Annotated in this window: 19 protein-coding genes; 8 read left to right on the top strand and 11 right to left on the bottom strand. The window is 67.6% G+C overall.

The annotated features are described in order from the left end of the window. Positions 1 to 25: 25 nt before the first annotated feature. The 3 genes from PARN5_RS0112590 to PARN5_RS0112580 form a co-directional block, all read right to left on the bottom strand. The gene (locus PARN5_RS0112590) at positions 26 to 3088 is read right to left on the bottom strand and encodes an efflux RND transporter permease subunit (protein WP_018000128.1); all 3063 of its coding nucleotides are present in this window, start codon (positions 3086 to 3088) and stop codon (positions 26 to 28) included. Beyond that, positions 3085 to 4260, bottom strand: coding sequence for an efflux RND transporter periplasmic adaptor subunit (locus tag PARN5_RS0112585; protein WP_026155392.1), 1176 nt, complete (start codon positions 4258 to 4260; stop codon positions 3085 to 3087). Before PARN5_RS0112585 ends, PARN5_RS0112590 begins: the two co-directional genes overlap by 4 nt. A gap of 71 nt (positions 4261 to 4331) precedes the next feature. Further along, complete coding sequence (locus PARN5_RS0112580) at positions 4332 to 5114, bottom strand: division plane positioning ATPase MipZ (RefSeq protein ID WP_018000126.1); 783 nt, start codon at positions 5112 to 5114, stop codon at positions 4332 to 4334. Between the two features lie 268 nt (positions 5115 to 5382). On the opposite strand from PARN5_RS0112580, the gene PARN5_RS0112575 reads away from it, so the two are divergent. Beyond that, positions 5383 to 5607 carry a hypothetical protein gene (locus tag PARN5_RS0112575; protein ID WP_018000125.1) on the top strand — a complete coding sequence of 75 codons (225 nt, stop codon included), beginning with the start codon at positions 5383 to 5385 and terminating at the stop codon, positions 5605 to 5607. Then, positions 5604 to 5810 carry a hypothetical protein gene (locus tag PARN5_RS0112570; RefSeq protein ID WP_018000124.1) on the top strand — a complete coding sequence of 69 codons (207 nt, stop codon included), beginning with the start codon at positions 5604 to 5606 and terminating at the stop codon, positions 5808 to 5810. Before PARN5_RS0112575 ends, PARN5_RS0112570 begins: the two co-directional genes overlap by 4 nt. 114 nt (positions 5811 to 5924) lie before the next feature. On the opposite strand, the gene rpmE is transcribed toward PARN5_RS0112570, so the two are convergent. The 7 genes from rpmE to ffh form a co-directional block, all read right to left on the bottom strand. Then, entirely contained in the window at positions 5925 to 6146 is a 222-nt protein-coding gene (rpmE, locus tag PARN5_RS0112565; RefSeq protein WP_018000123.1) for a 50S ribosomal protein L31, read from the bottom strand. Positions 6147 to 6157: 11 nt separating this feature from the next. Continuing rightward, positions 6158 to 6538 carry a 50S ribosomal protein L19 gene (gene rplS, locus PARN5_RS0112560; protein ID WP_018000122.1) on the bottom strand — a complete coding sequence of 127 codons (381 nt, stop codon included), beginning with the start codon at positions 6536 to 6538 and terminating at the stop codon, positions 6158 to 6160. Then, on the bottom strand, positions 6535 to 7398 hold the full coding sequence (gene trmD / locus PARN5_RS0112555; RefSeq protein ID WP_026155391.1) for a tRNA (guanosine(37)-N1)-methyltransferase TrmD: 864 nt from the start codon (positions 7396 to 7398) through the stop codon (positions 6535 to 6537). The genes rplS and trmD overlap by 4 nt, the downstream gene beginning before the upstream one ends. Continuing rightward, positions 7395 to 7901, bottom strand: a complete 507-nt coding sequence (rimM, locus tag PARN5_RS0112550) for a ribosome maturation factor RimM (protein ID WP_018000120.1) — start codon at positions 7899 to 7901, stop codon at positions 7395 to 7397. Before rimM ends, trmD begins: the two co-directional genes overlap by 4 nt. Positions 7902 to 7905: 4 nt before the next feature. Beyond that, positions 7906 to 8268 (bottom strand): 30S ribosomal protein S16, encoded by a 363-nt coding sequence (gene rpsP, locus PARN5_RS0112545; protein WP_026155390.1) that lies wholly within the window; start codon positions 8266 to 8268, stop codon positions 7906 to 7908. Between the two features lie 47 nt (positions 8269 to 8315). Continuing rightward, positions 8316 to 8612: a chorismate mutase gene (locus PARN5_RS0112540; RefSeq protein WP_018000118.1), complete on the bottom strand. Its 297-nt coding sequence runs from the start codon at positions 8610 to 8612 to the stop codon at positions 8316 to 8318. 295 nt (positions 8613 to 8907) lie between these two features. After that, positions 8908 to 10404, bottom strand: coding sequence for a signal recognition particle protein (gene ffh / locus PARN5_RS0112535; RefSeq protein ID WP_018000117.1), 1497 nt, complete (start codon positions 10402 to 10404; stop codon positions 8908 to 8910). A gap of 230 nt (positions 10405 to 10634) precedes the next feature. On the opposite strand from ffh, the gene PARN5_RS0112530 reads away from it, so the two are divergent. After that, on the top strand, positions 10635 to 11204 hold the full coding sequence (locus PARN5_RS0112530) for a peroxidase-related enzyme (protein ID WP_018000116.1): 570 nt from the start codon (positions 10635 to 10637) through the stop codon (positions 11202 to 11204). A gap of 120 nt (positions 11205 to 11324) precedes the next feature. Here the strand turns inward: PARN5_RS0112530 and PARN5_RS0112525 are convergent, their stop codons facing one another. Continuing rightward, a complete protein-coding gene (locus PARN5_RS0112525; protein WP_018000115.1) occupies positions 11325 to 13283 on the bottom strand; it encodes a protein meaA in 1959 nt (652 codons plus the stop codon). Positions 13284 to 13369: 86 nt separating this feature from the next. On the opposite strand from PARN5_RS0112525, the gene PARN5_RS24230 reads away from it, so the two are divergent. From PARN5_RS24230 to gdhA, 5 genes are all read left to right on the top strand, one after another. Beyond that, positions 13370 to 13513 carry a hypothetical protein gene (locus PARN5_RS24230; RefSeq protein ID WP_018000114.1) on the top strand — a complete coding sequence of 48 codons (144 nt, stop codon included), beginning with the start codon at positions 13370 to 13372 and terminating at the stop codon, positions 13511 to 13513. A 65-nt stretch (positions 13514 to 13578) separates the two neighbouring features. Beyond that, the gene (locus PARN5_RS22885; protein WP_157403984.1) at positions 13579 to 14445 is read left to right on the top strand and encodes an alpha/beta hydrolase; all 867 of its coding nucleotides are present in this window, start codon (positions 13579 to 13581) and stop codon (positions 14443 to 14445) included. A 178-nt stretch (positions 14446 to 14623) separates the two neighbouring features. Then, positions 14624 to 15913 carry a crotonyl-CoA carboxylase/reductase gene (gene ccrA, locus PARN5_RS0112515; protein ID WP_018000113.1) on the top strand — a complete coding sequence of 430 codons (1290 nt, stop codon included), beginning with the start codon at positions 14624 to 14626 and terminating at the stop codon, positions 15911 to 15913. A gap of 107 nt (positions 15914 to 16020) precedes the next feature. Then, positions 16021 to 16167, top strand: a complete 147-nt coding sequence (locus tag PARN5_RS24225; protein WP_018000112.1) for a hypothetical protein — start codon at positions 16021 to 16023, stop codon at positions 16165 to 16167. Positions 16168 to 16341: 174 nt separating this feature from the next. After that, positions 16342 to 17694: an NADP-specific glutamate dehydrogenase gene (gene gdhA / locus PARN5_RS0112505; RefSeq protein ID WP_018000111.1), complete on the top strand. Its 1353-nt coding sequence runs from the start codon at positions 16342 to 16344 to the stop codon at positions 17692 to 17694. Positions 17695 to 17725 lie beyond the last annotated feature (31 nt).

The following is a 17725-nucleotide window of genomic DNA, read 5'->3' as shown; positions in this document are numbered from 1 at the left end:
CCGGGGCAGCGCCCCGGCAGCGACCTCACTCGCTCGCGGGACGCGCGTTCAGCCCGATCCGCCGCACCAGCCAGCGCCCGATCCGCACCTGCCCGCCATGCACCACCGAAAACAGCGAGGGCACGAACAAGAGCGACAGCAGCGTCGAGAGCAGCAGCCCGCCGATCACCGAAATCGCCATCGGCGCGCTGAACTCGGCGCCCTCGCCCGTCCCCAGCGCCGAGGGCACCATGCCCGCGGTCATGGCGATGGTCGTCATCACGATGGGCCGCGCCCGCTTGTGCACCGCATCCAGGATCGCCGCGCGCTTCTCGACGCCGCGCTCGATGGCGCTGACCGCGAATTCGACCAGCATGATCGCGTTCTTGGTCACGATCCCCATCAGCATCAGGAAGCCGATCACCACCGACATGCTGATCGAATTGCCGGTCAGGAACAGCGCCAGGATCGCCCCGCCGATGGCCAGGGGCAGCGACATCAGGATCGAGACCGGGGTGATGAAATTGTGGAACAGCAAAACCAGCACGACATAGGTCAGCACCACGCCCGAGATCATCGCGACCGAGAAGGCCTGGAACACCTCGGCCATGATCTCGGCATCGCCCGAGGGCTTGATCTCGGTCCCCGCCGGCAGCTCGATCCCCTGCTGCAAACCCGTGACCTGGGCGCTGACCGGACCCAGCAGGGCGCCCTCGGCCAGGTTGCCCGAGACGGTGGTCTGATAGCGCCGGTCGTAGCGCCCGATCTCGGTCGCGCCGGCCGAAAGCGTCACATCCGCCACCGCCTCCAGCGGCAATTGCCCGGCCGAGCTTGGCACGCGCAGGTTCCTGACCGTCATCAGGTCGCGCCGCGCCGCCTCGTCCAGCCGCACCATGATCGGGATCTGCTTGTCGCCGGCGTTGAACTTGGCGAGGTTCGATTCCGTGTCGCCCAGCGTCGCCACCCGCAGCGTCGTCGCCAGCGCACTGGCGGTCACGCCCAGCTGCGCCGCGACCTCGGGGCGCGGATGGATCTGGATCTCGGGCCGCTCCAGGCTGGCGGATGACCGCACCCCCTCCAGCGCCGGCAGCGTCTTCATCGCCGCCAGCAACCGCTCGGCCGCCTCGGCCGCCGCCTCCTCGGTATCGCCCAGGACCGAAATCGACAGGTCGGCATTGCCCTCTTCGTTCTGGAAGTCGATGCGCAGGTCGGGGATGGTCGCCAGATCCTCTTTCAGCTCGTCCTCGATGGCAAAGCTCGACCGCTCGCGCTCGTCCTTGGGGCCATAGTTCACCATCAACTTGGCCTTGGCGACGTCATCCTCGCCGCCATTGACGAAGACCGAGCGCACCTCGGTCACCGCGCCGATGCGCTGCGAGATCATGCTGGCGGCGGCTTCGGTCTCGCGCGGGGTGGCGCCGGGCGGCAGCTCGATGCTGACCTGGCTGCGGCCCACGTCCTGCGCCGGGATGAACTCGGTCGGAAGCAGGGTCGCGGAAAAGATCGAGAAGGCAAAGACCCCCATGCCCATCAGCAGCGTCAGCCCGCGGTGGCGCAAGGTCCAGCCCAGCACGGCCATCAGCCCGCGCAGCACCGGCCCGTCCTTCTCCTCGGGCAGATGCGTGGTGTCGCGCAGGAAATAGGCCGCGAGCATCGGCGTGATCAGCCGTGCCACCAGCAGCGAGAACAGCACCGAGACCGCGACCGTCAGCCCGAACTGCTTGAAATACTGCCCCGGAATCCCGCCCATGAAGCTGACCGGGGCAAAGACCGCGACGATGGAGAAGCTGATGGCGATCACGGTCAGGCCGATCTCGTTCGCGGCCTCCATGCTGGCGTCATAGGCGGGCACGCCCATGTTGATATGGCGCACGATGTTCTCGATCTCGACGATGGCGTCGTCGACCAGGATGCCGGTGACCAGCGTGATCGCCAGCAGGCTGACCCCGTTCAGGGTAAAGCCCAGCATGTGCATGACAAAGAAGGTCGGGATGATCGACAGCGGCAGCGCCACGGCGGCGATCAGCGTCGCGCGCCAGTTCCGCAGGAACAGGAACACCACCACCACCGCCAGCGCCGCGCCTTCATAGAGCGTGTCCATGGTCGAATGATAGCTGTTCGAGGTGTGGCTGGTCGCGTCGTCGATCAGCCGGATGCGGGTGCCGGGATGGCGGGCGGCGATCTCGGCGATGCGGGCCTTGGCGCCGTCCCCGGCCACCAGGTCGGATTCGCCCGAGGCGCGGAACACGCCGAAGGCCACCACCGGCTCGCCGTCGAGCAGGGCAAAGGTGCGCTCCTCGCTGGCGCCGTCGCTGACGCGGCCCAGCTGGTCCAGCCGCACCGTGCGCCCGCCCGTCGCGCCGCCGCCGATCAGGATCGGCGTCTCGGCCAGCCGCGCCACGTCGCCGGCCGATCCCAGGGCGCGGATCGAGAACTCGGTCCCCGCCAGGTCGCCGCGCCCGCCGCCCAGGTCGATGTTCTTGGCCCGCAGCTGGTCCGAGATCTCGGCCGCCGTCAGGCCGAAGGCCTGGATGCGGGCCGGGTCCAGATCGACGTTGATCTGGCGGTCGGCGCCGCCGATGCGGGTGATCGAGGCCACGCCCGGCACCGTGGACAGATCGCGCGCCACCACGTCGTCGACGAAATCCGACAGCTGCTCGATGGACTTGCCGGGGTCGCTGACGGCATAAGTCAGGATCGCCATGCCGGAAACGTCGATGCGGTGGATCAGCGGCTCGACGATGGATTCGGGCAGGTCGGCGCGCACATTGGCCACGGCATCCTTGACGTCGTTCACCGCGCGGTCGGTGTCGGTCTCCAGCTCGAACTCGACATAGATCCGCGCCGAGCCGTCCAGCGCCGTCGAGGTGATGTGCCGCACCCCGGTGATCGAGGCGATGGAATCCTCGATGGGCTGCACCACCTGCCGGGTCAGCTCGCTCGGCGCCGCGCCGGGCTGGCTGACCACGACGCTGACCAGGGGCAGGTCGATGTTCGGCATCGCCGTGACCGCCAGCCGGCTGAAGCTGTAGAGCCCCATCATGACCAGCACCAGGAAGACCGCGATGGCCGGCACCGGCTGCCGGATGGACCAGGCCGAGAAGTTCATGGCGCCGCCCTGACGCGGTCGCCGCTGCGGAAGAAGGCGCCGGCCCTGGCCACCACCTGCTCGCCTTCGCGCAAGCCCTCGACGATTTCGCGCCGGTCCTGCCAGATCAGCCCGGCCTTGACCGGCCGGGTCTCGATCACGCCGTCCTTGACCACCTGCACCCGCTCGCCCCGCTCATCGGCCAGGATCGCCGACAGCGGCACGGTCAGCGCCTCGCGCCGGTCGGTGACGATCCAGCCGCTGGCAAACAGCCCCAGCCGCAGCCGCGGATCCGGCTCCAGCGCCACCCGCGCCACCCCGAGCCGCGTGACCGGATCGACCGAGGCCGGCACCAGCCGCAGCCGCCCGGCGACCGGGCCCAGGCCCGCGACCTGCAACTCGGCGGCATCGCCCGGCGTCAGCTGCGCCAGCGCGGTCTCGATCACATCGGCGGCCAGCTCGATCTCGCCCGCCGCGATGATGGTGAAAAGCGCCTCGCCCCCGGTGCCCGAGATCGCGCCCAGCTCGGCCGTGCGCGCCACCACCACGCCATCGACCGGCGCGGTGATGCGGGCATGGCCCAGGTTCAGCCGGGCGATCCGGCGCGCGGCATCGGCCTGCGCCAGGGCCGCCCGCGCCACCCCCAGCCCGTCCGAGGCCGAGGCCGCCGCCGCCCGGGCCGAGGCCTCGGTTGCGACCGCCTGGTCCAGCACCGCCTGGCTGGCGTCGCCGCTGCGGCGCAGGCTGCGCGTGCGCTCCAAGGCCGATGCCGCCTCGGTCGCCGTCGCCTCGGCGCTGGCGATCTGGCTTTCGGCCTGGCGGATGCCGGCCTCGGCGCGCTGATATTCCGCCTCGGCCTGCGCCAGCTGCGCCTCCAGCGTCTCGTCGGAAAGCTGCGCCAGCAGCGCGCCGGCCTTGACGCTGTCGCCGACCTCGGCCGCAAGCTGGGTGATCTCGTAGCCCGCGACATTGGCATGGACCTGCACCGCCTGCCGCGCCACCAGCGAGCCCGAGACCGGCACCCGTGCCTGCACCGGGGCGCGCTCGGCCTTGGCCAGCGTCACCAGCGGCGCCTCGGCCGGCGGCTCGGGCTGCGCGGCGGCGCCCGCCGTCTGCGCCACGGCCGGCAGCGCGGGAAACGCCAGCGCCAGGCCCAGCAAGGCTGCGCAAATGCTGCGGCGAACAGCCGTCATCGTCCCCTCCTCGAGGAAATCCGGCGCAGAGCATAGCCGCGCCCCGGGGTGGCAACAATGGCGGCCGGGAATCAGAACGAGATCGTGACGCCGGGTAGCTTCAATTCGCCGATCAGCTCGCGCAATTCCTGGCGGGCGGCGATGTTGGACATGCTCAGCTGCTCGGTCCCGATGTCCTTGAGGTCCAGCAGCGTCAGCCCGCGCGGGAACAGTTCGCGAAAGATCACCCGCTCGGAAAAGCCGGGGGCGACGCGGAAGCCGATGCGCTTCGACAGCGTGGCCAGCGCACCGCCGACCTTGCGCTTGTTGTGCATGGCCTGGGTGCCCAGGCGGTTCCGCAGCACCAGCCAGTCGATCGGGCCCGCCCCGGCCTCTCCGCGCAATTGCCGCGCCGACCAGACCATCTCGGCATAGATCGAGGGGCCCAGGATCTTGCCCTCGGGCGAGAGCCGCGCCAGCAAGTCGAAATCGACGAAACTGTCGTTCATCGGCGTGATCAGCGTATCGGCCAGCGTATGCGCCATCTGGCTCAGCCGGGTATGCGAGCCGGGGCAGTCCAGCAGGATGAAATCGCAGTCGCGGTCCAGTTCGGCCACCGCCTGCGACAGCGGATCGCTGTCCGGCCCGGTCTCGACCGGCAAGTGGCCCAGGATCGGGGTCGGCAGGTCCAGCCCCTCGCGCCGGGTGAAATGGGCGCGGTTTTCCAGATAGCGGCCAAAGCTGCGCTGGCGCACGTCCAGGTCCAGCGCGCCGACCCGGTGACCCATCCGCGCCAGCGCGGTCGCGACATGCATCGAGGTCGTAGACTTGCCCGAACCGCCCTTTTCGTTCCCGACCACGATGATATGCGCCACGAATCCCCCCGGGCCTGCGCCAGTTCCGCCGGGGACCATAGGCCGCGCCCAAGCCGATGAAAAGCGCCGCGCAGGCCCGAATCACCGGCAACGTGGCGTTTTTCCCGCAGCCGATGCCGCTGCGGTCGGTGGCGCAAGCATTTGTTCCGGCTTCATTCTTTCATCACGACAAGCTTGGTCGAGTTTTATCTTGCAAAAGACGACTATCTATGTCGTTATATAAGGGCCGGGATGTCCCGGCAGGTCAGCCAGGGGAAAGGAGACCAGGATGCCCATGCTGAACCATCTGCCGGCCTCTGCCGCCGCCCTGCCCCGCTATGCGGTCAGCCTGATCGACCGCCGCACGGGCAGGCCGCATCGGATCTCGGACATTCCGTTGCGGCTGATCACCTGCGAGCCGTTCGAGGCCGCGCGCGACCTGATGCGCGACCGCGACCCCTCGCTTTGGGACACTGCCATTCATCGCCTTGACCAGAAGGGAGCCCTGCAATGATCCGCGCCGTTTTCCCGACCCCGATCCGCAGCTATGCCACCATCGCGCTTTCGGCCTATCGCAGCGTGCAGGGCCCGGTGCTGCGGGAATATCGTGACGGCCGCGTCATGATCGACACCGGCCATGGCCCGATGACCGGCCAGCCGCTGAACCGGCCGCCGCGCGCGCCCAGCTGGATGCCTATCCTGGGGCTCGGCTACTGATCCGCCGCCGGCCCGCGATCCGGGCCGCATGGCGCCGGGACCCGCCCACCGTCCTCGGCAATGAAAAAACGCCGCCCCTCGGGGCGGCGTTTTCCGTCGGTGCGCGGGTTGAGCTCAGAAGCCCAGGCCGGCGTATTTGTTCTTGAACTTCGACACGCGGCCGCCGGTGTCCATCAGCTTGGCCGAACCGCCGGTCCAGGCCGGGTGCACGCTGGGATCGATGTCCAGCGACATGGTGTCGCCTTCCTTGCCCCAGGTCGAACGCAGTTGATAGGTGGTGCCGTCGGTCATCTTCACGGTGATGAAGTGGTAGTCGGGGTGAATTTCGGCTTTCATGGCGCGTCTCCTCAGGCCTTGGCGTCGGCTTTGGGCTTGTAGTTGCTGACTTCGGCGATACGGGCGGATTTGCCGCGACGGTCACGCAGGTAGTACAGCTTGGCGCGGCGGACGCGGCCACGGCGCACGACGGTGATCGAGTCGATATTGGTCGAATACAGCGGGAAGACGCGCTCGACACCCTCGCCGAACGAGATCTTGCGCACGGTGAACGAGGCACCGATGCCGCCGCCCTTGCGCGAGATCACGACGCCTTCGTACATCTGCACGCGGGTGCGGGTGCCTTCGGTCACTTTATAGCCGACGCGGACGGTGTCGCCGGCCTTGAAGTCCGGGATTTCCTTGCCGAGCGAGGCGATCTGCTCGGCTTCCAACTGGGCGATCAGGTTCATCGCTTTGGTTCCTCTTGATGCTCGCGGTGATCCCGCGATTGGTCTGATGCGCCCGAGAGCTGTCGGTCCTTTGCCGGGTCCATGCGGGTTTCCCCATATGCCCGCCACAGGTCGGGGCGGCGTTCCTTGGTCAGCCTTTCGGCCATGTCGCGTCGCCATGTGGCAATAGCCGCGTGATTTCCCGAAAGCAGAACCTCGGGTATCGCGCGGCCTTCCCAAAGGGCGGGCTTCGTGTACTGGGGGTGCTCAAGCAGGCCATCGGAAAAGGATTCCTCGGCCAGCGACTCCTGATTCCCCAGCACGCGCGGTATAAGCCGAACCGTCGCGTCGATCAAGACCTGAGCCGCCAGTTCCCCGCCGGTCAGGACATAGTCGCCGATGCTGATTTCCTCGACATCATGGGCGTCCAGCACGCGCTGGTCCACGCCCTCGAACCGGCCGCAGATCAGGGTCATGCCGGGGCCGTTCGCCAGTTGCCGGGCGCGTTCCTGCGTGAAGGGCTTGCCGCGCGGAGAAAGATAGATCACCGGCAGGCCGGGTCCGGCCTCGCGCAGGGCGGCGTCCATCACGTCGGGGCGGATCACCATGCCGGCGCCGCCGCCGGCGGGGGTGTCGTCGACATTGCGGTGCTTGCCGATGCCGAAGGGACGCAGATCGGTGGTGCGCAGGTTCCACAGCCCTTCGGCCAGCGCCCGACCGGTCAAGGAAAGCCCCAGAACCCCCGGAAAAGCCTCGGGGAAAAGCGTGATCACCTGCGCGGTCCAAGCGCCCCGGACCTGCGGTTCGGCCAGCAGGTCGCGGGGTTGCCGGCTTTCGCGGATCGAGAGCCGGCCGTGGGATTTCATCCCTTCCGCGCTCATTCCTCGGTTTCCTCGGGCGGGTCGGCGATGATGCGGCCGGCGGCCAGGTCCACCGTCGGCACGAAGGCGCGGGTGAAGGGCAAAAGCAGGGTCTGCTTGCGGCCGGGGCCATGGATTTCCAGGATGTCGCCCGCGCCGTGGTCATAGATGGCACGGACCTTGCCGATCAGCACGCCGCCGGCGTCATAGACGGAAAGGCCAATCAGATCCGTATGATAGAATTCGTCGTCGGGCAGCGAGGGCAGACGCTCGCGGTCGGCCCAGAGCGTCACGCCCTTCAGCGCCTCGGCATCCTCGCGCGTCTCGACGCCCGAGAGCCGGGCGCCCAGGCCGCCGGTCACCGGCCGGGTCAGCCGGATGGAAAAGCTGCGCCTGCCGTCCTCGGACCAGAGCGGACCATATGCAGCGATATCATCGGGTTGCGAGGTAAAGCTCTTGAGCCTTACCTCGCCCCGGACGCCGAAGGCGCCCGCGATCGCGCCGACACAGATCCGCTCGGCCATGGGATTATTCCGAAGCGGCTTCCGAGGCGGCGGCTTCGCGGGCGGCGCGCTTCTCGGCACGCTCTTTCGCGGCCTTGCCCGGCTCGCCTTTCTTCAGGTTCTTGCGCTCGGTTTTCTCTTTCGCGCCAGTGGCTTCCAGGAAACGCGCCACGCGGTCGGTCGGCTGGGCGCCCTGGGCGAGCCAGTATTGCACGCGCTCGAGGTCCAGCTTGACGCGGTCTTCCGAGTCCTTGGCCAGCAGCGGGTTGTAGGTGCCCAGCTTCTCGATGAAGCGGCCGTCACGCGGCATGCGCGAATCGGTCGCGACGATGGCGTAGTGCGGACGTTTCTTCGAGCCACCACGGGCCAGACGGATCTTCATTGCCATTGGTTTTCTCCTTTGAAATGGCGGGGTTGACGCGGGCGAGCCCGGCGTCAGGATTGGAAGGTCTCGTGATGCCGGATCACTTCGGCGATCACGAAGTTCAGGAATTTGCGCGCGAATTCCGGGTCGAGATCGGCCTCGCGCGCGAGGCGTTCCAGCCGCTCGATCTGGCTCGCCTCGCGGGCGGGATCGGACGGAGGAAGGTCGTGTTCGGCCTTGAGGCGGCCGACGTTCTGGGTGTGCTTGAAGCGTTCGGCCAGCGTATAGACTAGGATCGCGTCCAGACGGTCGATGCTGGCGCGATGCTCTTTCAGGAGAGCGGCGGCGCGGGCGGCGTCATTGGTCACGCGGAAATCTCCAAGACATTGATTTCGTTCAGGGCGGCTGTACACCGCCCGTACACCGGGCGTGCACCGCGGATGCAGCGCGCGTCGCTCATTGCGCCATGCCGGCCGAGGGCGGGCCCTGGTTGCAGGCCGTGGCGGGGTATTTGAAAAACAGAGAAGCACCGAGGCCAGGCCCGGCTTTCTCTGTTTTTCAAATACCCCGGCCAGGCGGCCGCCAGGCGCCAGGCCCGAGCGGAACGGGACGACACCGCCCTCCCCGGCCTTGCGGCGAAAGCCTTGGCGCGCGCGGTTGCCATCACTTCTTCCCGAACAGCCCGGAAAGCCCGCCGGGCAGGTTCAGCTTGCCAAGATCGCCGCCCAGCCCCTTGGGATCCTGCAACATCTTCGTCGCCTCGGCCATCTTGGCCGGATCGACATCACCCATGTCGGGCAGCCCGCCGCCCTTGCCGGTCATGGCGCGCATGGCCTGTTTCAGCATGCCGCCCTTGCCCATCTTGCCGAGCTTCTTCATCGTGTCGGCCATCTGCTTCTGCATCTTCAGCAGCTTGTTCAGCTCGGACACCTCCATCCCGGCACCGGCGGCGATGCGCTTCTTGCGGCTGGCCTGCAGCAGGTCCGGGTTGGCGCGTTCCTTTTTCGTCATCGAGTTGATCAGCGCGATCTGGCGCTTGATCGCCTTGTCGTCGAAGCCGGCGGCCTCGGCCTGCTTGGCCATCTTGCCCATGCCGGGCATCATGCCCATGATGGACTGCATGCCCCCCATCTTCATCATCTGCTCGAGCTGGCTCTTCAGGTCGTTCATGTTGAACAGACCCTTCTGGAAGCGCTTCATCATGCGCTCGGCCTGCTCGACCTCCAGCACTTCCTGCGCCTTTTCGACCAGGGCGACGATGTCGCCCATGCCGAGGATGCGGCCGGCGACGCGGCTGGCGTCGAAGGCCTCCAGCGCGTCCATCTTTTCGCCCAGGCCGACGAAGCGGATCGGCTTGCCGGTCACGGCGCGCATCGACAGCGCAGCACCACCGCGGCCGTCGCCGTCCATCCGGGTCAGCACCACGCCCGAGATGCCGACCTTGCCGTCGAATTCGGCCGCGACGTTCACCGCGTCCTGCCCGGTCAGGCCGTCGACGACCAGCAGCGTCTCGCGCGGGTTCGCCACGTCGCGGACCGCCTGCACCTCGTCCATCAGCACTTCGTCGATATGCAGCCGGCCGGCGGTGTCGAGCATATAGACGTCATAGCCGCCGAAACTGGCCTGCTGCCGGGCGCGTTTCGCGATCTGCACGGCATTCTCGCCCGGCACGATGGGCAGGGTGTCGACGCCGATCTGCTGGCCCAGGATCGCCAGCTGCTCCATGGCGGCCGGGCGGTTGGTATCCAGCGAGGCCATTAGCACGCGCTTCTTCTCGCGGTCCTTCAACCGTTTGGCGAGTTTCGCCGTGGTGGTGGTCTTGCCCGAGCCCTGCAACCCGACCATCAGGATCGGCGCCGGCGGGTTGTCGATGCGCAGCGCGTCGGGCTGGCCTTCGCCCTGCAGGACCTTGATGAGCTCGTCATGGACGATCTTCACCACCTGCTGGCCGGGGGTGATCGACTTGGTGACGGCGCTGCCGGTGGCCTTGGCGGTGACGGATTTCACGAAGCTGCGCGCGACGGGCAGCGAGACGTCGGCCTCCAGCAGCGCGACGCGCACCTCGCGCATGGCGGCGGTGACGTCATCCTCGGTCAGGGCGCCCTGCTTGGTCAGCCGGTCGAAGACGCCGCCAAGGCGGTCGGACAGGTTTTCAAACATCGGCGGCCCTCCAATGGTTGCCGTTGCCCGCAAGGGGCGCGAATAAACAGTGACGCCCCCGTGGGCGCGACGCGCTGACGGGGGGCGATCCCCGGCAAGCGGGGACCGGAAGGCCAGACCTTCCGGGAATTGCGGGCTGAATAGGCCGAAATCCGCGCCAAGTCAACCGCAGCCCCCGGATTGACCCCGGCGCGGCAATGGCCAAAGCTTGGCCGGCAGAGGAGACAGCCATGACCCATCCGATCAGCCGCTTCCCGGTGCCCTCGCTTGACGAGATGCCCGAGGACATCGCCGCCCGCATCCGCAAGGTGGCCGAGAAATCCGGCTTCGTGCCGAACGTCTTCCTGGCGCTGGCGCATCGGCCGGAGGAATTCCGCGCCTTCTTCGCCTATCACGACGCGCTGATGGAGCGCGAGACCGGTCTCAGCAAGGCCGAGCGTGAACTGATCGTGGTCGCGACCTCGGGGCTGAACCAGTGCCAGTATTGCGTGGTGGCGCATGGCGCGATCCTGCGCATCCGGGCGAAGAACGCGCTGATCGCCGACCAGGTGGCGGTGAACTGGCGCAAGGCCGATCTCTCGGCCCGCGAACGCGCCATGCTGGCCTATGCCGAGAAGGTGGCGCTGCGGGCGCAGGACATCGAGGCGGGCGACCATGCCGCGCTGCGCGAGGCCGGCTTCGACCAGGACGAGATCTGGGACATCGGCGCCATCGCCGCCTTCTTCGGCATGTCGAACCGGCTGGTCAATGCCGGCGACATTCGCCCGAACGACGAATTCTACATGCTGGGCCGGGCCTGATCCCGGCACGCCGGCCCAAGCGGCGCTGTCGCGACGTGGGTATTTATGAAACAGAGAAGACAGAGGCGCGGCGCCCCGTCTTCTTCGTTCCTCAAATACCCATGCGAGCGTGCAACCGGCTCAGGCGGCGGCCTCCTCGGGCTCGACCAGGGCCACGATGTCCATCATGATGCGGTTGAGCTCGAAATCCTTGGGCGTATAGACGCGGGCCACGCCCATCCGCCGCAGCCGCGCCGCGTCGTCATCGGGGATGATGCCGCCGACGACCACCGGCACATGCACCAGCCCCGCCGCGCGCATGCGTGCCAGCAGATCCTCGATCAGCGGCAGGTGGCTGCCCGACAGGATCGAGAGGCCGACGATATGGGCGTCCTCCTCGGCCGCGCGGGCGACGATCTGCTCGGGCGTCAGGCGGATGCCCTCATAGGTGATGTCCATGCCGCAGTCGCGGGCGCGGAAGGCGATCTGCTCGGCGCCGTTCGAATGGCCGTCGAGGCCGGGCTTGCCGACCAGGAATTTCAGCCGGCGGCCCAGGCGCTGGCTGACCGCATCCACCGCCTCGCGGATCGGTTCCAGCCCCTCGGTGCGGTTCGAGGGCGATTGCGACACGCCCGTGGGCCCGCGGTATTCGCCGTGGACCTCGCGCATGACCTGGGCCCATTCGCCGGTGGTGGCACCGGCCCTGGCGGCGGCGATGGAAAACGGCATCACGTTCTGGCCCCTCTGCGCGGCATCGCGCAGCGCGACGAGAGCGGCCTCGACGGCCGCTTCGTCGCGTGCCTGCCGCCAGGCGTCCAGCCGGGCAATCTGGTCCTGCTCGACCGCCGGATCGACGACCATGATGCCGCCGTCGCCCGCCGTCAGCGGCGAGGGCTCGCCCTGCTGCCAGCGGTTGACGCCCACGACCACGGTCTCGTTCGCCTCGATGCGGTTCAGCCGCGCGGCGTTCGATTCGACCAGCCGCGACTTCATGTATTCGATGGCGGCGATGGCGCCGCCCATCTCGTCCAGCGTCGCAAGCTCGGACCGCGCGCCGGCCTTCAGCTCCTCGACCTTGGCGGCGATGGCCGGGTTGCCGTCGAACAGGTCGCCATATTCCAGCAGGTCGGTCTCATAGGCGACGATCTGCTGCATCCGCAGCGACCATTGCTGGTCCCAGGGCCGCGGCAGGCCCAGCGCCTCGTTCCAGGCCGGCAGCTGCACGGCGCGGGCGCGGGCGTTCTTCGACAGCGTGACGGCCAGCATCTCCAGGAGAATGCGATAGACGTTGTTTTCCGGCTGCTGCTCGGTCAGGCCCAGCGAGTTCACCTGCACGCCATAGCGGAAGCGGCGGTATTTCTCGTCCTCGATGCCGTAGCGGTCGCGGCAGATCTCGTCCCAGAGCTCGGTGAAGGCGCGCATCTTGCACAGTTCGGTCACGAAGCGGATGCCGGCGTTCACGAAAAAGCTGATGCGCCCGACCATGGCCGGGAAATCCTGGGCCTCGACCTTGCCCCGGAGGTCGTCGAGCACCGCGATGCCGGTCGCCAGCGCATAGGCCAGCTCCTGTTCCGGCGTCGCGCCGGCCTCTTGCAGGTGATAGGAACAGACGTTCATCGGGTTCCATTTCGGCAGGTTCCGTGCCGTATAGGCCGCGACGTCGGTGATCATCTTCAGCGAGGGTTTCGGCGGGCAGATATAGGTGCCGCGCGACAGGTATTCCTTGATGATGTCGTTCTGCACCGTGCCTTGCAGCTTCGCCACATCCGCGCCCTGCTCCTCGGCCACCGCGATATAGAGCGACAGAAGCCAGGGCGCCGTCGCGTTGATCGTCATCGAGGTGTTCATCTGCTCGAGCGGGATCTGGTCGAACAGCGCCCGCATGTCGCCCAGATGGCAGACCGGCACGCCGACCTTGCCGACCTCGCCCCGCGCCAGGACATGGTCGCTGTCGTAGCCGGTCTGGGTCGGCAGGTCGAAGGCTACCGAGAGCCCGGTCTGGCCCTTGGCGAGGTTCGAGCGATAGAGCGCGTTCGATTTCTCGGCGGTCGAGTGGCCCGCATAGGTGCGGAAGAGCCAGGGTTTGTCTTTCTCGGCCACGGGATTTCCTCGCAAGATTATTACGACGCGACAAGCGATAGCGTAACAATCCTGCGCCGTCAATTCGCCGCATTGCAGAGAGATCCATGCTGCGCGGCAACTGCGCCGGTGATGAATCGGCGGGCGATCAGGGCCCATTCCGGGCATTCGGTGCCCATTTCCCGGCTTGTTCGAACGGTTCGATCCACGGCAAGGCCCTCATCGGGGCAAGCGTCATGTTCCGGCTTTGACGATCGATGCGTCTGGCCCCTAAGGTGTCGGCCATGCAGATGAACGAGGGGCAAGACGGATGCCGATGACGCGCCGGGCAGCGCTGGCGCTGCTGGCCGGGCTGGTGGCAGGGCAGGCGCTGGCCCGGCCGGGGCTGGTCGATCTGGCCTATTCCCAAGCCTCGCCGCGCAACCGGCTGGACGTGCATCTGCCCGAAGGCGGCGGGCCGTTTCCCTGGCTTCTGGACCTGCACGGCGGCGGTTTCCTGGCCGGCGACAAGCGCAGCCTGCCGGTCCCGGCGCAGGTGCTGGCGCGGGGCATCGCCGTGGTGCGGATGAATTATCGCCTGTCGAACCAGGCGCTGTGGCCGGCGCAGGAACAGGACGTGCTGGCGGCGCTGGATTTCCTGCGCCGGCGCGCTTCGGAACTGGGGCTGATCCCGGACCGGATGGCGCTGGGCGGGCGCAGCGCCGGGGCGTTCTTGGCGGTCTCGGCGGCGCTGACGCTGGCCGAGGCCGGGCGGGCGCCGCGCGCGGTGGTGGATTTCTATGGCCCGATGGATTTCGGCAGCATGGATGCCGACATGGCCCGCCTGGGCCGCAAGGTGCGGCGCGCGCCCGCCGATTCGCCCCGCAGCGTCGAATCGCTGCTGGTCGGCTATCCGGTCGGCGAGCGACGGGCCGAGGCCACCGCGCTGTCGCCGGTCGGCCGGCTGGGCGCCATGCCGCCCGGTCTGCGCCTGCCGCCGCTGATGATCCGTCACGGCGCAGGGGACAGCATCGTCTCGGCCGGCCAGGCCGAGCGGCTGCGCCGGGCCTGGCAGGCCGCCGACCCGCAGGCCGAGATCGATTTCGCCCTGCTGGCGCATGAAGGCCATGGCACCGCCGCCTTCGGCCGGGACGCGGCGCTGCGGCCGCTGGCGGATTTCCTGGCGCGGCATCTGGCGGCCTGAGCGGCAAGCGCCGGGTTTTGCTGCCGCATCGCGGCGTGACCTTGGCGAAAACGACAGAATATTACAAATTCCGCATCTGCGATGTTGCAATATTGCGCGGCCATTCGTAAAACAGGCCCTGCACCCCGCGTCGATTCTGCGCCGCGGCACGAGGAACGCGCAGCAAGAGGAAAGCAAGATGGCCCTGGACCAACCGACCCCGATCGCGCCCTATGATGCGCCGGAAAAGGACCTCTACGAGATCGGCGAGATGCCGCCCCTGGGCTACGTCCCCAAGCAGATGTATGCCTGGGCGATCCGGCGCGAACGGCATGGCGAGCCCGACAAGGCCATGCAGGTCGAGGTGGTCGAGACGCCGCCGATCGACAGCAACGAGGTGCTGGTCCTGGTGATGGCGGCGGGCGTGAACTACAACGGCATCTGGGCCGGGCTCGGCGTGCCGATCAGCCCCTTCGACGGCCATGGCGCGCCCTATCACATCGCGGGTTCCGACGCCTCGGGCATCGTCTGGGCGGTGGGCGACAAGGTCAAGAACTGGAAGGTCGGCGACGAGGTCGTCATCCATTGCAACCAGGACGACGGCAACGACGAGGAATGCAACGGCGGCGACCCGATGTATTCGCCCAGCCAGCGCATCTGGGGCTATGAGACGCCGGACGGGTCGTTCGCCCAGTTCACCCGCGTCCAGGCCCAGCAGCTGATGCGCCGCCCGCAGCACCTGACCTGGGAGGAATCGGCCTGCTACACGCTGACGCTGGCCACCGCCTATCGCATGCTCTTCGGGCACGAGCCGCATGAGCTGAAGCCGGGCATGAACGTGCTGGTCTGGGGCGCCTCGGGCGGACTCGGCAGCTTTGCGATCCAGCTCATCAATGCGGCCGGCGCCAATGCCATCGGCGTGATCTCGGACGAGGACAAGCGCGAATTCGTCATGTCGCTGGGCGCCAAGGGCGTCATCAACCGCAAGGACTTCAAGTGCTGGGGCCAGCTGCCCACGGTGAACACCCCCGAATACAAGGAGTGGTTCGCCGAGGCGCGCAAGTTCGGCAAGGCGATCTGGGACATCACCGGCAAGGGCAACAATGTCGACATCGTCTTCGAGCACCCGGGCGAGGCGACCTTCCCGGTCTCGACCCTGGTCTGCAAGAAGGGCGGCATGGTGGTGATCTGCGCCGGCACCAGCGGATTCAACTGCACCTTCGACGTGCGCTATATGTGGATGCACCAGAAGCGCCTGCAGGGCTCGCATTTCGCGCATCTGAAGCAGGCTTCGGCCGCGAACAAGCTGATGCTGGAACGCCGCATCGACCCCTGCATGTCCGAGGTCTTCCCTTGGGCGGAAATCCCGGCGGCGCATGTCAAGATGCTGCGCAACGAGCACAAGCCCGGCAATATGGCGGTGCTGGTGCAGGCCCCCGTCACCGGGCTGCGCACCTTCGAGGACGCGCTGGAAGCCGGCCGGCGCTGAAGCCGGACAGACAAAAGAGCAGATCGACGGCCGGTGAAGCGGGATGCTTCATCGGCCGTGTTCTCGTGCGCGTCGAAAATCGGTGAAATGCCCCCTTTTAACCTCTTGTGACCGGCTCGTCCGGCTATTTTGCCGGCACGCTGGGCACGATCAGCACCTCGGTCCTGGCCGGCCTGACCGCGCCCGCGACCGTTACCGCCGCGGCCGTCTCGGTCGTCGCGGTCGGCGGGGCGGTCTATGTCTGCTGGGAATAGCGCCGGCAGGCAAAGGATCCCGTGAAGGCTCCGTCGCGGCCGGGCGGCCCGTCACCTGCCCGGCAATCCGGCAGAAAATTCGGCGGATTGCCCGAAAACTGTCACTTGCCCATTCAAATTGCTGAAACCTTGGGCTATGCGCGATTCCGTCTCTTGAGGGAAGGATTGCGCGCCATGCCGCAGATCGATGACAAACTTGCGCCCATCTATGAACAGGTCGTCCGCCGCAACGCCGGCGAGCCCGAGTTCCACCAGGCGGTGCGCGAGGTGCTGGAAAGCCTGGGCCGCGTCGTGGCCAAGCGCCCCGACTACCTGGAAGACGCGCTGATCGAGCGCCTGTGCGAGCCCGAGCGGCAGATCATCTTCCGCGTGCCGTGGACCGACGACAAGGGCCAGGTGCAGATCAACCGCGGCTTCCGGGTGCAGTTCTCCTCGGCCATGGGGCCCTACAAGGGCGGGCTGCGCTTCCATCCTTCGGTCAATGTCGGCATCATCAAGTTCCTGGGCTTCGAGCAGATCTTCAAGAACGCGCTGACCGGCCTGCCCATCGGCGGCGGCAAGGGCGGCTCGGACTTCGATCCCAAGGGCCGCTCGGATGGCGAGGTGATGCGCTTCTGCCAGAGCTTCATGACCGAGCTCTACCGCCACCTCGGCGAATATACCGACGTGCCGGCGGGCGACATCGGCGTCGGCGGGCGCGAGATCGGCTATATGTTCGGGCAATACAAGCGCCTGACCAACCGCTACGAGGCGGGCGTGCTGACCGGCAAGGGCCTGTTCTATGGCGGCTCGCTGGCCCGGACCGAGGCCACCGGCTATGGCAACACCTATTTCACCCGCGCCATGCTGCAGACCGGCGGCGAGGATTTCGACGGCAAGACCACCGTCGTCTCGGGCTCGGGCAACGTGGCGATCTACACCATCGAGAAGGTGCAGTCCTATGGCGGCAAGGTCGTCGCCTGCTCGGACAGCTCGGGCTATATCGTCGACGAGAACGGCCTCGACCTCGACCTGATCAAGGAGATCAAGGAGGTCCGCCGCGGCCGCATCGGCGAATACGTCCGGCTGAAGGGCCAGGGCTATTTCGTCAAGTCCGGCGAGGGCTCGATCTGGGACGTGCCCTGCCAGGTCGCCATGCCCTCGGCCACGCAGAACGAGCTGACCGGCAAGGACGCCGCGAAACTGGTCAAGAACGGCGTGCAGGCGGTCGGCGAAGGCGCCAACATGCCCTCGACGCCCGAGGCGATCCGCACCTTCCAGCAGGCCGGCGTCAAGTTCGGCCCCGGCAAGGCGGCGAATGCCGGCGGCGTCGCCACTTCGGCGCTGGAGATGCAGCAGAACGCCTCGCGCGACCGCTGGAGCTTCGAGCAGACCGAGGCGCGGCTCGCCACCATCATGCGCGACATCCACGACAGCTGCTACGAGACGGCCGAGGAATTCGGCGCGCCCGGCGACTATGTGATCGGCGCCAATATCGCCGGCTTCATCCGCGTGGCCGAGCCGATGCGCGCCTTCGGCGTCATCTGAACCAGGGCGGGTGGGCCGGGATCTGCCGGCC

It is taken from the genome of Paracoccus sp. N5 (assembly GCF_000371965.1).
Lineage (GTDB): Bacteria > Pseudomonadota > Alphaproteobacteria > Rhodobacterales > Rhodobacteraceae > Paracoccus.
This window is presented reverse-complemented; position numbering and strand designations above follow the sequence as displayed.